The sequence below is a fragment of the Pantoea sp. CS_6 genome, assembly GCF_041954745.1.
Taxonomy (GTDB): domain Bacteria; phylum Pseudomonadota; class Gammaproteobacteria; order Enterobacterales; family Enterobacteriaceae; genus Pantoea; species Pantoea stewartii.
In genome coordinates this window covers 210,546-225,910 of sequence record NZ_JAVAYG010000001.1, presented here as the reverse complement: position 1 = coordinate 225,910, position 15,365 = coordinate 210,546, and the positions used below count along the sequence as shown (strand labels likewise).

The 15,365-nt window shown below is 57.0% G+C and carries 11 protein-coding genes; all 11 read right to left on the bottom strand.

Annotated elements, in window-relative coordinates:
- Nucleotides 1-25: 25 nt before the first annotated feature.
- The 11 genes from RAC90_RS00950 to tagH are packed head-to-tail and all read right to left on the bottom strand — an operon-like array spanning nt 26 to nt 15,271.
- On the bottom strand, nt 26-544 hold the full coding sequence (locus tag RAC90_RS00950; RefSeq protein WP_241492751.1) for a hypothetical protein: 519 nt from the start codon (nt 542-544) through the stop codon (nt 26-28).
- Nucleotides 519-3,083, bottom strand: a complete 2,565-nt coding sequence (locus RAC90_RS00945) for a type VI secretion system Vgr family protein (protein WP_375123840.1) — start codon at nt 3,081-3,083, stop codon at nt 519-521. Before RAC90_RS00945 ends, RAC90_RS00950 begins: the two co-directional genes overlap by 26 nt.
- Before the next feature lie 11 nt (nt 3,084-3,094).
- Entirely contained in the window at nt 3,095-4,585 is a 1,491-nt protein-coding gene (locus tag RAC90_RS00940; protein ID WP_375123839.1) for a serine/threonine protein kinase, read from the bottom strand.
- Nucleotides 4,586-4,614: 29 nt separating this feature from the next.
- The gene (gene tssH, locus RAC90_RS00935; protein WP_375123838.1) at nt 4,615-7,224 is read right to left on the bottom strand and encodes a type VI secretion system ATPase TssH; all 2,610 of its coding nucleotides are present in this window, start codon (nt 7,222-7,224) and stop codon (nt 4,615-4,617) included.
- A 55-nt stretch (nt 7,225-7,279) separates the two neighbouring features.
- Nucleotides 7,280-8,326 carry a type VI secretion system baseplate subunit TssG gene (tssG, locus tag RAC90_RS00930; RefSeq protein WP_039338228.1) on the bottom strand — a complete coding sequence of 349 codons (1,047 nt, stop codon included), beginning with the start codon at nt 8,324-8,326 and terminating at the stop codon, nt 7,280-7,282.
- Nucleotides 8,323-10,200: a type VI secretion system baseplate subunit TssF gene (tssF, locus tag RAC90_RS00925; protein ID WP_375123837.1), complete on the bottom strand. Its 1,878-nt coding sequence runs from the start codon at nt 10,198-10,200 to the stop codon at nt 8,323-8,325. Before tssF ends, tssG begins: the two co-directional genes overlap by 4 nt.
- Before the next feature lie 2 nt (nt 10,201-10,202).
- Nucleotides 10,203-10,778 (bottom strand): type VI secretion system baseplate subunit TssE, encoded by a 576-nt coding sequence (gene tssE / locus RAC90_RS00920; protein WP_033742150.1) that lies wholly within the window; start codon nt 10,776-10,778, stop codon nt 10,203-10,205.
- On the bottom strand, nt 10,768-11,595 hold the full coding sequence (locus RAC90_RS00915; protein ID WP_375123836.1) for a type VI secretion system accessory protein TagJ: 828 nt from the start codon (nt 11,593-11,595) through the stop codon (nt 10,768-10,770). Before RAC90_RS00915 ends, tssE begins: the two co-directional genes overlap by 11 nt.
- Nucleotides 11,596-11,611: 16 nt before the next feature.
- Nucleotides 11,612-12,616, bottom strand: a complete 1,005-nt coding sequence (locus RAC90_RS00910; protein ID WP_054633578.1) for a hypothetical protein — start codon at nt 12,614-12,616, stop codon at nt 11,612-11,614.
- 10 nt (nt 12,617-12,626) lie between these two features.
- Nucleotides 12,627-13,418 carry a PP2C family serine/threonine-protein phosphatase gene (locus RAC90_RS00905; RefSeq protein ID WP_039338221.1) on the bottom strand — a complete coding sequence of 264 codons (792 nt, stop codon included), beginning with the start codon at nt 13,416-13,418 and terminating at the stop codon, nt 12,627-12,629.
- Entirely contained in the window at nt 13,415-15,271 is a 1,857-nt protein-coding gene (tagH, locus tag RAC90_RS00900; protein ID WP_375123835.1) for a type VI secretion system-associated FHA domain protein TagH, read from the bottom strand. Before tagH ends, RAC90_RS00905 begins: the two co-directional genes overlap by 4 nt.
- Between the last annotated feature and the right edge of the window lie 94 nt (nt 15,272-15,365).

Here is a 15,365-nt window from a genome sequence, read left to right as displayed (position 1 = left end):
CCATCATTGTCAGTAAGCCGTTCCTTTACTCTTCAGAAGTAATAATCACTCTGCTCAGGCAGTCTGGATTTTTAGCCGTAAATGAAAAGGTGATGACCTGGCCATTGGCATCGGGAGGTGATGTGTAGCTGGTTAGCTCATTTTCAGACTGACCACGCGGGTAATCCGTTAAACGGATAGTCTGATAATGGTTTTTGATCTCATTCAGCGTAATGCACTTCCCTTGCGGCGAAAAACTCAGAAAAGGTGCCATTCCGTCAGGGCTTTTACTCAGTCGCAACTCAATATCGTTAATCAGTAACGCATCGTTAAGCCTGATCCCGTCAGCCCGGTAAAAATTGATATATTCATTCTGACTTTTTAATTTAAACGCCAGTGGGGCATTGTGAATAGCCTGTACAGATAAACTCTTCACACTGGAACGCATTTGCGTGACAAAACTCCATATATCATTTGCTTGCATCTTTGCTTCCACTAATCCGCTTATAAAAAAACCTGCCAGTAACATGACTGATAGCTTACTTTGCCGGGTAATTTTTATCATACCAACCCCCATAATAATCCTCGTATAGCTCCTTCGTCGTGGAGGTCCTCTCACCTTTTCCGAATATACGCCCGATCTTCATCCTCGCGTCACTCTCAGTGATGTCACCTTTTTGCAGGGAGTCGAAGATAGCATTGTAATCTTTCTGATTCGCTGTATTGCCTGCTATGCCGATGTCCTCACCGTGATTAGCAATGATCTCACGCTGTACACGAATATTATTTAGTGTGGCTGCACCCTCATCACTGAGTGTGCTGTTCAGGTAATTATCCTTAGAACTCAGATCAATATTGGGTTTATAAAGTGCATGTCCACTTTCATGTGACAGCGACTGTACGACTTTAGCAGCATCATTCATGTTGCTTTTATCGACAGTGATGATACGACCTTGACGATCCGCAAACGTCCCTTTCCCCGCCTCACCCTCTTTGAAAACCCATCCACGCTTTTTCAGGGTGGTGATGTCCTGTTTCATGGTAGGTGACTTCTCAACCAAACTGTCTACATCTTTGCCATAACCACTGAAAGAGGGCGTTTGCACGTTAGCGGGTGCAACGGCATTATTTGAAGCGTCGGCAGGTGCGCTTGCTAAAGCACCTGCCTTACCCGGCTTTCCCGGCGTAAATTTCTCCTGAACAGCCGCGCTGATATCGCCTTTGTGTCCCGACCCCGGCGCAGAGGTGCCCGGTTGCGCGCCTTCGGTGTTCAGATTCAGTTTTCCACCTGTGGTGATATTGCCGTCCTTCTCGACGAAGAAATTAAAATCTTTTCCGATAAGATTGATAGTGCCATTCGCATTCAGTTCGATGGCACTTTCGCCCGAGACAAGGCGTAGCTGGGTCCCCGACGCCAGAACATATTGCTCGACTACAGCATCAACTTTACCTTTACCGGTCAAAATCTCAGTGTCGCCTTTAACAGCCTGTACCTGATTGACTTCAACACGATGTAACTCACTTTTAGCGACATAGTGACTTCGTTCCCCACCAACAGTATGCGTTTCATCATTTTTGATGTTGGTGTCCATATTCTTCTGCGCCTGAAGCCATACCTGCTCCTCACCCGCCTTATCCTCAAAGCGCAATGCGTTAGCGGTATCCGCCGTACCGTCTTTCGAACGGCTCAGAAAGCCCATCTGTGTGGCGGCAGCGGGCAGTGCCCACGGCGGCATACTGGCCTCATTGTAAACCCGGCCGATAATCAATGGACGGTCGGGATCGCCGTTGATGAAATCCACCACCACTTCATCGTTGACGCGCGGGATCTGCACCCCGCCAAACCCCTGGCCTGCCCAGGCGCTCGACACGCGCACCCAGCATGAACTCGTGTCGTCGCCCTTCGCCAGACGGTCCCAGTGAAACTTCACCTTCACCCGGCCGTATTTGTCCGTCCAGATGCTCTCACCCTTCGGCCCCACCACCCTGGCCGTCTGCGGGCCGTGCGTCTTCGGCCACCGTGTTTCCGGGCGCGCACGGAAGGTCACCGCGGCAGGCAGCACCGTGAAGTCGATGTTGTGGCGCGTGGCACCCACGTCGCCGCTGGCGTAGCTGTTCTCTTCAAAGTCATAGTACGCCGACGTCACCAGGTATTTGCCGTTGTCGCTGAAGTGCGGCGCGTTCAGCAGCGCAAAGGTGTAGCCCGGCGCGATACCCGTCGCCGTTCCGCTTCCGCTCACCTCGTGGTGCTCTGCCTGCCACACCTCCTGGCGGACGCGCGCGTAGTATTCGCCGTGACCGTGCTCGACAAAGTGGCCAGGCCAGTCGTACACGTCCACTGAGCCCGGCGTCGGCGACACCGGATTCTGGCGCGCCTGCAGCATCCACGCGTTTGGCTTGCGGAAGTCGTAGTCGTCGGTGCTGTAGATGCCCGGCGTCACGCTCTCCGCCAGCGCCCACTGGCTCACACCCTCCTCCGTCACGCTGCCGCCCGACGGCGTCACGTGGTACGCGATTGTCTCGTAGCCCGGGAACGGCTGATGCTGATCCGGCGCGTCGCACAGCACCAGCGTGTGCTTGTCCGCCTCGTGGCGGAAGAAGTAGTAAATGCCCTCCAGCTCCATCAGCCGGCTGATGAAGTCGAAGCTGCTCTCCTGATACTGCACACAGTATTCCCACACCCGGTAGCTGCCCGCCAGGCGCGTCTCCACGTTTACCGCGTACTCCTTCAGCAGCGTCTGCACAATCTGCGGCACCGTCTGGCTCTGGAAGATGCGCAGGTTGCGGTCGCGCTTCATCGGCCACAGGTCCGGCTCCACCGTCAGCCCGTAGACCGCATAGCGCACACCGCCCAGCTCCTCGCTGCGCACTCCTATCCGGGTGATTTTGCCGTTGATATAGCGCGGGTTCAGCGCGCTCATCAGGCCGTCCGTCGGCAGCGTGAAGGTGACCGGTTTACCCAGCAGCGACTGGCGGTCAATGCGCGCGTCCGTGGAAAGCAGCTCCGCTTCCAGCACGAACGCTTCAGACAGCGCCTCGCGGCCGCTCAGACGACGGAACAGCAGTCCCTGTGCGGGAAGTTGTACAGTAATACGTGAAAACATAGACATACCTGTTAAATATGAGGATCAAGTAACCAGACGCCTTCCTGATTAATCGTCAACGTCTGTTCGCGTTCGCCGCTTTGACCTGTCACTGAAAACGTGTAATTGCCTGGTGCCAGTTGCAGTGCGGCAAAACCATTGGCTGCCGGTACAACCGCCTGCGGCTGGCCGTTCACCTCAACGCGCTCGCCGGGCTGTAATTTGATATACACCTGCGCGACGGGCGCAGGTGGCGGTGCCACCGGCTCCTGCGCTTTTTCCGGTTGGGCCTGGGCAGTCTGCGTTTGTGCTGGCGCCGTCTGGGTTTGAGCCGGTGTAACAGAGGGCTCCGTCGGTGCCTGCGATGCGGAGGAAGCTGCCGGGGCCGTTTCCGTCTGCGCAACGTCAGCCGGTTCAGCGTCCTGTTTGTCGCCGCCCGCCATCAGTAAACCTGCACACACGCCCACCAGCACGCCCGCCGCGACCAGCCCCGGTAACACAAAACGGTTACGCATCAGTTTCTTCAGCGGGGTGGCCGGTGCAGCGGCCTCGTCGTTTTCTTCTACCGGCACCAGCATCGTGCCCGGCCCGGTGTTTTTCACTTCCGGCAGCGGTTCGGGCGCTTTTTCTGGCAGTACCAGGGAGGCCGCAAAGGCGTCAATGCTTTGCGGTCGATCTTCCGGTTTCAGGGCCAGCGCGCGATCGACTGCCGCCAGCAAGGTCTGGCTGTAGCCGGCCGGCGCACGCTGAACCAGCGGTTGATAATTATCTTCAATACTGCGTACCACGCTCACCGGCGGCGGTGCGCCAGTGATTAGCGTGTGCAGTACGGCACCCAGCGCATAGATATCGGTCCACGCGCCCTGTTCACTTTCATCGTTGTCGCTGTATTGCTCAATCGGCGCATAACCCGGACGCAGCATGGTTTCGCTTTCATCCGAAAGGTTACCGATGGTTTTGCGCGCGGAGCCGAAATCCAGCAACACCGGATCGCCGTTACTCTGAATCTGGATGTTATCCAGCGAGATATCCCGATGCAGATAACCCGCATCATGGATGGTCTTAATCGCACCCAGCAGGGGCGGCAGCAGGCGACGAATCCAGTTCTCATCGAGCAGCTGCGGATTGCGCTCACGCAGGGCTGACAGTGTGGTCCCGCTGTAAAACACCGTGCCCATGTAGGCGGTGTCGTTTTGCACCCAAAAGCGCAGTACATGCAGCAGATTAGGATGGTTAAAACGCGCCAGCAGACGGGCTTCCTGAATAAAACTGTTCAGGCCGGCATGGAACGTCTTACTGAACCGTTCACTGCGCAGTACCAGATTCAGATCGTCGCTGCGCACAGCCAGTGAAGACGGCATAAACTCCTTGATGGCGATATCGCGTTCCAGCTGGTGATCCCATGCGCGATAAACGATGCCAAAGCCACCGCCGCCGATGACTTCCTTGATTTCAAACTCATTGAACCGGTAACCAATCGGTAGCGCATTGGGTACAGTCTGGTGATTATCGTGTTCCGACATATTCGAACGCTCTCTGATAACGAACGGCTTTAGACAGCAAACTGGCAAACAAACTCGCCCTGCTCACAGCTGACCTGCACACGACGATAACGTTCGTCACGGGCATGGGCGCTGAGCAGTATCTGGCTCATTTGCGGCAACAGGGTATTGGTCAGGATGGCGTCGACCATGCGACCGCCAGACTCCACTTCCGTACAACGCTGCACGATCTGGCTGACCACCGAATCGTCAATAACGGCCTCAATACCGTGATTCTCTTCCAGCCGACGGACAATGCGTCCCAGCTGAAGTTTAACAATCTCCGCCAGCATCTCATCACTCAGCGGATAATACGGTACCACCAGCAGACGGCCCAACAGCGCAGGCGGGAAAACCTCCAGCAACGGTTTACGTAACGCGGTGCTGAGAGCCTCTGGCTCCGGCATCAGTTCCGGATCGGCGCACAGAGCGCTGATCAGTTCCGTACCGACGTTGGAGGTCAGAATAATGATGGTATTACGGAAATCGATATGACGGCCTTCCCCGTCTTCCATCCAGCCTTTATCAAACACCTGGAAGAACAGCTCATGCACGTCAGGATGGGCTTTTTCAATCTCATCCAGCAGTACCACGCTGTAAGGGCGACGGCGGACGGCTTCCGTCAGTACGCCCCCTTCCCCGTAACCGACGTAGCCCGGAGGCGCACCTTTCAGGGTTGATACGGTGTGCGCTTCCTGGAACTCGCTCATGTTGATGGTGATAGTGTTCTGTTCACCACCGTAAAGCGATTCAGCCAGCGCCAGCGCGGTTTCGGTTTTGCCCACGCCTGACGGGCCGCAGAGCATAAACACACCGACCGGTTTGTTGGGATTATCCAGACGGGCGCGCGAGGTGCGGACGCGTTTGGCAATCAGATCCAGACCGTGGCGCTGACCAATCACGCGCTGGTTCAGCGTATCGGCCAGATTCAGCACGGCGTCGATTTCGTTCTTCACCATGCGGCCCAGTGGGATACCGGTCCAGTCAGATACCACCGCTGCGACCACACTGGCATCCACGGCGGCAAACAGCAGGGGCGCTTCACCCTGGACCGCCTGCAGCTTCTGCCGGGTGTGATCCAGCGCCTCACGCAGCGAGGCTTCTCCTTCCGTCACGCAGCGGGCACGGAGTGCAATCAATTCTTCGACCAGTTCGCGCTCCTGCTGCCAGCGGGCGTCCAGCGCATCACGCTCGGCCTCCAGTGCGCTGCGTTGCGCGGCAATGGCGGCCTGACGGGTTTCATCGCCCAGCCCGACCTTCGCTTCGCGTTCCGCGATGTCTGCTTCAATGTCCAGCGCCGCCAGGCGGTGCAGACAATCTTCCAGCGCAGGCGGCTGAGCACCCTGACTGACGGCCACGCGGGCGCAGGCGGTATCCAGTAACGCCACGGCTTTATCCGGTAACTGACGGGCAGGAATATAGCGGTGAGACAGCTTCACGGCGGCGCTGACGGCTTCATCCAGGAGCATTACCTGGTGATGTTTCTCCAGAGCACTGACGGTGCTGCGCAGCATCAGGATCGCTTTCGCTTCATCCGGCTCCTGCACCTGCACGGTCTGGAAGCGGCGGGTTAACGCGGGATCTTTCTCAATGTATTTTTTGTATTCGGCCCAGGTGGTTGCGCCAATCGTGCGCAGCTGGCCACGGGCCAGGGCGGGTTTTAACAGATTGGCGGCATCGCCTGTGCCCTGTTGTCCACCCGCGCCTACCAGCGTATGAATTTCATCAATAAACAGCACAATCGGCGTGGGACTGGATTGCACCTCGTTGATCAACGCCTGTAAGCGCGCTTCAAATTCGCCTTTCATGCCCGCACCAGCCTGTAGCATACCGATATCCAGCAGCCACAGTTGTACGTCGCGCAGCGGTGCAGGTACGTCACCGGCCGCGATGCGCAGCGCCAGCCCTTCTACCACCGCCGTTTTTCCCACGCCGGCTTCACCGGTGAGTAACGGGTTGTTCTGGCGGCGGCGCATCAGAATATCCACCATCTGGCGGATCTCTTCATCACGGCCTGCGACAGGATCGATTTTTCCGTCCCGTGCGCGGGCCGTCAGATCCTGTGCATACTGCGACAGCGTACTGGTGCCCGCTGCCGCTGGCGCGGCGGCCTCACCGGCAGGCGGCACAACGGCCTGCTGAACCTCCTTGCTGTTCGCCAGCAAGGTATCAAACTGCGCCAGTAACGCATCGGCATTGATGCGCGAAAACTGCGGCGAGATGCCTTTCAGCACGCTGGCCAGATTAAAGGTTTTCAACATCCCGATGAGAAGATGCCCGCCGCGAATGCGGTTCGCGCCATATTTCAGCGACGCATAAACCCAGGCGCGTTCAACGGCGCTGTCGATGTGTTCTGCGAGATCGGAGACCGCACTGGCGCCGCGCGGCAGGCGGTCCAGGGCAGCGACGATATCCCGCGTCAGCGCGTTTTCATCCAGTGAAAAGTGCTTAATCACCTGCTGAAGATCGCCATCCTGCTGCTGCATGAGCTGATGCAGCCAGTGCACCAGCTCCACGTAGGGATTGCCACGCAGTTTGCAGAAGGCGGTCGCACTCTCAAGCGAGGTAAATAACAGCGTATCCAGTTTGCCAAATAGTACGGCACGGCTGATTTCTGACATATCGGTTCTCTTTAATGAAAGAAGCGGCTAAATATCGGGGAAAGCGGTTGCGCCGTTACGGCATGGCCTCAACCTCAAAAGCAAAATCTTCACGATCTATGGGCTGCGGTTGCTGTCCAAGCCAACTGGTATAGCCCAGCCGCGCCTCACCGCCCAGGGTTACCCCTTTCACGGCGTCGGCCGCCAGGATCAGGCTGAGATCCCACTGCATCTCAATCCCTAAATAGTGACGTACCCAGTCGCGCACTTCGCACGCGCCCTGAGCATTGGGTAAAAAACGTTCATACTGCTCGGCACTGAGTGGTCCGATGCGCAGGCGGAAGCGATGCTGCACATCACGTACGGCCACGCCAAGGAAAGCGGACTCACCCAGCCGCGGCATGTGGCGTCCTGCTGACAACCGCGCCTGATCGCGGCTGTCCAGCGCTAACCATTGCGGCACGTTCTGCTGCAACATCACCGGCACACCAAAGTAATGACGCAGAATCCGCACCAGGCCTTCGGCATCATGACCGTGACGGCTGAGGTGGCCGGACAGCATCAGGCGCGCATGCAGGCTGAGCGAACTGGCTTGTTGCTGAGCCGGTAAGCCAATGCCTGCCACGCAGGCCAGGTAATCCTGAAAGCGTCGGTCATCACGGCGATCCAGCGAGCTGGTGGGCTGAGCATTCGCCCAGGCCCGGTAAAACAGCAAGGTGGCGCGATGGTGGAACAGATCGGCAAAGGCGCTCAGGCTGTGATCCTGGTGGTGATCGATGCGGCCACGAACGTATTCCGTTAAGTGCGTCGGTAACGGGCCGTTAGGGCCGAACAAGCCAAAGCTGTAGATGGACACGTCATAACGGTCGTCCTGCTCGCGCGGTTTAACCTGTGACACGGTGGACGGTGCAAAGGCCAGCGAAGGGGTTTGTCCGATGCGCACGGCTTCAAATTTTGGCAGCGGCGCTTTACCTAAGGCATAACGCTGACCGCTCTGGGCATCCAGCTTACGCAACAGCTGAAACAGGTCATAGCGCCAGGGGGCGGCCATGACCGCCTGCCAGAAGTCATCAGGCAGGCGAACGGCCCGCTGTAAGGGAATGATGTGCGCCGTTTCACTCATAGCAGCGCCTTTTTACCCATGCGCGGTGGCCAGTAGCCCACTTCGCCACGCTGCTGGCTGCTCAGGGTGAATTCGGTAAAGCTGTTCAGCGCCACGAGGCGAGAGAAGACGCGCTCCAGTACGCTGCCAAACAGCCACGGACTGGCACCTGAAAAAGCCTGTTCATCGACTTCCAGCGCGATGCTCACGCCGCGTGCAAAGACCACCGGGCCCGGTTCCGGTACGCGACGGTGCACGGCTTTCAGGTTGCAGTGCCGTATGCCGTCGATCTGGCGCGTTAGCGGTGTTTCCGCCAGGCTCGCATACAGACTCAACATCTGGCGCAAGGCCGCCGCGCCTTCCCCCTCACTGCTGTCCATCAGGCTGAGATAGTTCATCTGCAGATGACTGATTAACCGCCAGGCTGACAGCCCTTCTGCCAGCGCGGGACGTGGCGGCGTGGGCCCTTTGCATAAGGTAAGCTGCCCGACCGGAATTGAATCGGGCATGACAAAGTTGCCCTGCTCCTGCTGTAACAGCATTAACGGCAGATCGCGGCTGGTACACATCACCTCGGCAGACAGGTAACGGATATCGCTGTTCCATGGCGTGTGGTTTTGATCGACCAACGACAAAAATACTTCAGAGCCGATATAGCCTGTGCGGGTGCCATAGCGCAGCGCATGTTCGGACAGTGTGCGCTGTTCGCGACGCAGCGAGAAATAGGCGCCGTAATCGCCGCCATCGTGGCTGAAGGTGCTCCAGAAGGGACGGAAAATCTGCTCTTCACGCTGCCCTTCCACCGAGGCAAACAGCCGCTTCACCGAATGAATTTCATAGTCCAGTGGGCGGATGTTGTCGACCACCAGATGATATTCGTGCTGACTGTCACTGACTTTGAGTCGCTCAGCCGTTTTCGGGAACAGGTTGATCACCGGCGTGCAGTGCAGCGCCAGGTGCGTATTGTCGACCACGCTTTCCAGCGCGGCATCGGCTTTATCCAGCAGGATAACGATGTCAAAAGACTGCGTGTTGTCGCAGCGGCGCAAAAACGGCGCGAGCTGGCGCAGGCTGACAAACTGGAAACGTGCCGGGAAAGCGAAATATTCCTGTAGCAGACGATAGCCATCGAAATTACGCAGGTCATCCGGCAGCAGCGCCTGATCCGGCGAAAAGCCTTCCTGCTCCAGCGCATCGTCTGGCAGCGACTGGCGCTGCGGTTTTGCTTCCACGGACTGCAAAATAATGCCGCTACGATGCTGCATCAGCAGCTCCATCAGCTTGAGCGCCTGAATATCCGGGCCGCTGAGGAAAAACATAATGTCGTCCAGACTGAGCTGGCTCAGCGAGGAAATGCCTTCGCAGGTCATACGGATGCGCAGTGCACTGGACGCCCCGGACGATCCGCGTGCCTTCAGTTCTCCCAGCGGAATATCCGCCGGTACGCCCCCCAGGGAGACATCGCTGATGCGCAGCGGCTGCAGCATCACATCATGTGCCGTGCTGTAGCTACAGGTGACACCGGTTTTTTTCAGGTTCTGGCTTTCCATCATCGTGCCGCGCGGCACTAAAAAACCATTGCTGATATCGCCTTTCCGGCTGTCCGGCGTCAGTTGCGCAATGGCCATGGACGGCGTGGGAGACAGATAGCCGGGCGCCACCATTTCCAGCATGCGCTGCGAAAAGCGCGGAAACTCCGCATCCATCTTTAGCTGCACACGGGAGGTCAGGAAAGCAAAACCTTCCATCAGCCGCTCGACATAGGGATCGGCAACGTCAATGCCGCGCATCCCGAGCCGTCCGGCGACTTTCGGATACTGCGCAGCAAATTCCGCGCCCATCTCACGCAGATAGGCCAGTTCACGGTTGTAATAATTGAGCAGCTTGCTGTCCATGATTAACCTGCATCCTGTAGTTCAAAATGGCCGCTCTCTAAATCCACCTGAGTGCGGAACAGAAACTCCAGCGGGTAAGGTACGCACCATAACCGGCCTTTTATCTCGATCGACAAAACGTTGTGCAGGCTGAGGGAGGTCAGATCGCTGACACAGCGCACCTGCAGGCCCTGCGGTATAATACGCGGTTCGAAATGCAGGATGGCATCAGTCATTTTCCGCTGCATATCCTGCCACTCAATGTCAGAAATATTCTGTCCGGCCAGCGGCGCGACGCCAAAGTTCAGCACAGAGCGCTGTACCTCATTCAACCCGCTAAGATCGTGCTGTGCTTCATTGTTAATGGTGTTGAACAGCCACTGAAGATCGCGCAGTACATTGCGTCGCAGCGTGCTGTGGGTAATCACCGAACTGTTGCCCGATTCTGTCGCTTTCTCGGGTGCATCATCCGTCAGTCTGTCCAGCAGCGATGACTGAAGCTTATCGCGCGCGGTCAGCGTGTCGCGATTTTTACGCGAACGATAGCCGCCATGCAGCTGTGAATAGCCGTCACCGGATGAATTGTCGTTACGACTCATGAGGTAACTCAGTTTCGTTGAAAATCATCTGTTGCAGCGTCAGTAAGGGAAAGTCTGCCTCGTCACTGAGCCACATTTTTTGTCCGTGCCCAATGAACTGCCCTTCGTCACCGTCCAGTGCCTGCCATTCTGTGATGCTGGCACGCAGGAAGCGTTCGTCTGCGCCTTCCTGAAGAGGATAACGAACCGGGATCTGACAGATTTGCTCACTGCCATCCACCAGTTGCAAACGCGTATGACGCCAGACCAGATCCGTCACGCTTGCTGGTGCCTGGAATTCCATTTCCGCGATCGCCGCAAACGGGATCCAGTAATAGCGACCATTAGCAATCGCTTCACAGATCGGTCCGAAGCGACTGTCGCCGTCCATCAGCCAGGCGAACGAGCTTTCGCCCTCCTGCGCAACGGCACGACCGGCACTCGCTTCTGCGCTGTCCAGCGCCTGAGCACGCAGTGTCGCCCCTGCTACGCTATCCCCGGCGATATCGGCTTTCAACGCGGCCAGCATCAGATTGCACCAGGGCCAGGCACTGCCAGGCAGTTGTGGATCGGCCTCGCCGCGCAGGACAGCCTCACGTAATACTTCGCCCGCAATTGCCTGTTGCAGCAAGGTGACGGTGGGCTGCGCCTGCGGCAGCATCGCCAGCCAGGATTTCAGTTGTGTCTGTGCCCGCTTCCAGTTACCGGCAAGGCACAACAGCTGGACGAAGGCAGCCCGTAAATCGGCATCCGCAGGGTTTGCCTGGATTTGCGCGGTAATGCTGGCCAGGTTTTCTGCCAGAGAGGCGTTAGCCAGACGCTGTTGTAAAGAATCCATTCAAACTCCTTATGCCTTAGTTGATGGTGCGATAGACGGCGGCGGCCGGATCTTTCAGTTCCGGATGGAGTTTTTCCACCAACTGCACTTTGATTGAGGCAGGGCTGCTCAGCCAGGGTGACCAGGTTTTCCGCACTTCCTGCAGGCGCGCCCGCAGGGCATTTTCATCTGCGGCTTCGCTGGCAGGCATCGCCACAACGACCTGATTCACCGCCTGCCAGCCGTTGAGTTGTGGGCTGAACGGCAGCACCAGCCAGCTGTCTGGCGATTTTTCATCGCTCAGCACCATGCGCTCGCTGTTGACCGTGGTAATCGTCAGCTCATCAAGCTGTTGTTTGTCGCTCAGGCCCGCCACCGGGAAACCCTGTAAGAAGCTGACAGAGACGGGTTTGCTCTGGCCCTTGCCCACTTCCGTTAAGGTACTGTGACCGCTCAGCCAGCCATCTTTGCCACAGGTCACGCCCTGCTTAGCGGGCACGAAAACGGCACTTGACTGCGCGGGCTGATGCCACCAGGTCCGGAAATGACAGCCATCCAGCAAACTGAACTGCAGCCATGGCGTGGTATCAGCGGGTGGGGAATTCAGCACGACCGGCGCGGCGGGTTGCGTCTGCGTCACCGGTGCCTGCTGCTGTGCAGTGGCAGCTGAAGCAGGCTGTGAGGTTGCCGGCGGTGTGATAACCACTTTCCACTGCTGCGCTTTTGCCGCACTGCCGTTACCCAGTTGGGCACCTTCGGTATCGGTTAATGTCCAGTGCAGTTGTTGCAGCGGCTTACATTGCGAGCCCATTAATCCGGCGACACGCGGCAGAAAATCATTTAATACTGAAGGATCTTTATCCCCGTGCGTCACAATGCGCAGGTTCACCGTGCTCTTACACCAGCTTGCGAGCTGGTTATCTTTAACATCATCAATCCAGACATCCAGTTTCTGAGTTGGCGACTGCACAATGCGATAGTTCTCAGCAAAGGCATGGGTACTCAACAGCATTGCAGCCAGGCCCACTAATCCATATTTCATGTTGGCGTTCTCAATCTCGAAGAGGGAAAAACTGCGCCGCATCTGACAGCGAGTGCAATAAAGTGGTGTCTTCCGGGGAACCTACCCAGACAGCCATGGCGCTGAAGTTGTCCTGCTGACCACCCTGCGGTTGGCTGTTTTTGATAATTTGTTGCATCAGGGTCAGCCACTCTTCTGGCGTGTTCACCATATGCAACGATTGCTGCATTTGTTCCAGCGTGACGCCATGCCAGAAGCCGTCCGTGCACAGCAGAAAGGCGTCGCCGTCTTCAATAGGCACCACGTCGCTATAGCTGGCATCACGCTGTTCATCGCCCATGCCCAGGGCGAAATAAAGCAGGTTACTGTTGATGCCTTCGGTCTGATGACCGGCATCTTTCATTTGCTGCACCAGGCTGTGATCGGTGGTGACATGATAGAGATAGCCGCGGCGAAACAGATACAGGCGGCTGTCGCCTGCGTGTGCCCAGTAAGCCAGCTCATAGTCTCTGTCGATAAACAAACTCACCAGCGTGGTGCCCATGCGACTGTGCTGACTGTTGGCTTTTTGCTGTTGCCGGATTGCGTCGTTGGCATAATTGACGTAATCGCGGATAGTTTGCGCATCCAGGTGCGCATTGCCATCGAAGGCTTCCATCAGGCTGCTGCGCGCAATTTTCGCTGCCACATCACCGCCAGGAAACCCTGCCACACCATCGCACACCACAAAGCAGGCCGAACGTTCACCGATGCGCTCACCGGTTTGATCCTGATTGGTGGCGCGGTCGCCCTGATTCGACGTGGAAGCAGTAGAGATATTCATGCGTCATCCGTGTGGGTTTGTGAGTCTTTATACTGATTTACTTCCATGTCGTACGCGTGCAAGAAGGCTTCGCCAAACAAGGTATGGAAGTCATCTTCGATTTCACCGGCGGTTTCGCCATAGCGCTGAACAAAATGTTCCCACAGCGCGGCTTTGCGATTACCGAGCAGACCAATGCGTGAGATTAATCCGTTCTGACGCGCCTCTTCTTCCAGTTGATCGGGATTAAACGATTGCAGCATGGAGGCGATAATCGCACGAATACCGGCAATCATACCCAACTGGTGGGCCTGCAAATCAATCAGCGCATCGCGTACCGCCTGACGTGGTGGCATAAAGCCTGGCATGCGGCTTCCAAACATCTGCATCAGCACGGTCTTGCCCGAGGGCAACAGTTTAAACGGGTTATTCGCGTCGTCGAGAATCACCGTCATATCCGCCTTCACGCCGCGTTTCAAAATTGAGCGCGACGAGAGCAGCGCAACCGTTCCCTGTGAAAACATGCTCAGCATCTGGCCAAATTGCCGCATCTGCTCACGGTCGAATTGCGGCGTTGGTTGCAGATCCTGCAGACCCATGCCTTCGAGCAGCGCATCCAGCAATTCACCTTTCAACGCATCACCGCTACTGCTGTTTCCTGTCGTCTGCTCTGCCCCACCGTTATTGTTGTGCGAGGCAACCGGATCAATACGCAGTCGTCCTTTTGGCGTCGGCGAAGGCGCACGCTGAACCGCCTGCGGCGTCGGTAACGTAATGCCACCGTAATCGATGGGACTCTGCGCCCCTTCAGTCTGCGCAGGCTCCGGCTCGGTTTCGAATACGGGATCGTGAGTGGGCTGCGTTTCAGTGTGATCAAACAGCGGTGAGCTGCTTAACTCGGCCAACTCAACCGGCGCGCTGTCACGCGGTTCGGGAGCAGGCTCAGGCGTTTGCGGATGCGGGGCCGGTTTCTGCGGGGCTGGCCCTGCTTCAGGTTGTGTAACCGGCACCTCAGGTTGCGCCAGCGGCACCGCGCCGCTCATCATTAATCCAAGGGGATCGTCATGATGACGTGGGTCGGGCGTATTCTGACTGCCAAACAGATTCAGGGGATCCAGATCGCCCGATGGCGCCTCGACTTTCGGCTGTCCCTGAGCATTTTGCTGGGCTGATAAGGTGCTCGGCGTACGATCATCAAAGATGCTTTCCTGCGCAAAGAGCGCATCGCCTTCATCAAACAGACTACTGGTTTTAGGCTGTTGCCCGATATCCAGCGGCTTATCGCTGATCAACTGTGCCAGCGGATCTTCCGGATTACGGTTCGCCGCCGTCGAAGTTAACGGATTGGCATCTGGCATATCGGGGGCCGGCGTTTTACGCTTCGACAAATCATCCGAAATGGAAAACTCTTTTGCCAGGCTGTCCCAGATTTCACTCGGAATGGCCGCCGTACTTGCTGTGGCAGTGACTGGTGCGGCGACCGGTGGCGCATCGTTCATGACCGGCGCTTTGGCTGGTGCAGCCGTCACGACAGGCGACGGCTGTGGTTGCTGTTCACCGTTAAGATCGTTAACCAGCAGGCGGTAGTCATCAATGCCCAGCACGTCGCCATCCTGCAATTCCACCTGGCGTCCCCGCTCCAGTGGGATATCGTTTAACAGCACGCGCGTCACGTTACCGCGATTCGTCAGGCGGCATTCACCTTCAGCAGTGATATGCACAATCGCCTGCAGGCGGGAAATCGTGCGATCGTCGTCGGGCAGTACCAGATTGTTATCCACGCCACGACCAATTGTGCCGCCGGGAGGAAGAAAATCAAAACTGGTTTGCGGCGGTTGATGGCCGGGTTTAGCGGTTATTATCGTAAAGCGCATCACGGATTCCTGCGGTTAGCTGTTCGACATCTATATCGCGCGTCTCTCGGGGAGAAAGGCGGGATATAAAAATAGATAGAGTTACTAAAGCTTT

What these genes read in the sequence shown, in the direction of transcription:
- RAC90_RS00950 (WP_241492751.1), bottom strand. Translation starts at nt 544, where the DNA reads ATGATAAAAATTACCCGGCAAAGTAAGCTATCAGTCATGTTACTGGCA.
- RAC90_RS00945 (WP_375123840.1), bottom strand. Translation starts at nt 3,083, where the DNA reads ATGTTTTCACGTATTACTGTACAACTTCCCGCACAGGGACTGCTGTTC.
- RAC90_RS00940 (WP_375123839.1), bottom strand. Translation starts at nt 4,585, where the DNA reads ATGTCGGAACACGATAATCACCAGACTGTACCCAATGCGCTACCGATT.
- tssH (WP_375123838.1), bottom strand. Translation starts at nt 7,224, where the DNA reads ATGTCAGAAATCAGCCGTGCCGTACTATTTGGCAAACTGGATACGCTG.
- tssG (WP_039338228.1), bottom strand. Translation starts at nt 8,326, where the DNA reads ATGAGTGAAACGGCGCACATCATTCCCTTACAGCGGGCCGTTCGCCTG.
- tssF (WP_375123837.1), bottom strand. Translation starts at nt 10,200, where the DNA reads ATGGACAGCAAGCTGCTCAATTATTACAACCGTGAACTGGCCTATCTG.
- tssE (WP_033742150.1), bottom strand. Translation starts at nt 10,778, where the DNA reads ATGAGTCGTAACGACAATTCATCCGGTGACGGCTATTCACAGCTGCAT.
- RAC90_RS00915 (WP_375123836.1), bottom strand. Translation starts at nt 11,595, where the DNA reads ATGGATTCTTTACAACAGCGTCTGGCTAACGCCTCTCTGGCAGAAAAC.
- RAC90_RS00910 (WP_054633578.1), bottom strand. Translation starts at nt 12,616, where the DNA reads ATGAAATATGGATTAGTGGGCCTGGCTGCAATGCTGTTGAGTACCCAT.
- RAC90_RS00905 (WP_039338221.1), bottom strand. Translation starts at nt 13,418, where the DNA reads ATGAATATCTCTACTGCTTCCACGTCGAATCAGGGCGACCGCGCCACC.
- tagH (WP_375123835.1), bottom strand. Translation starts at nt 15,271, where the DNA reads ATGCGCTTTACGATAATAACCGCTAAACCCGGCCATCAACCGCCGCAA.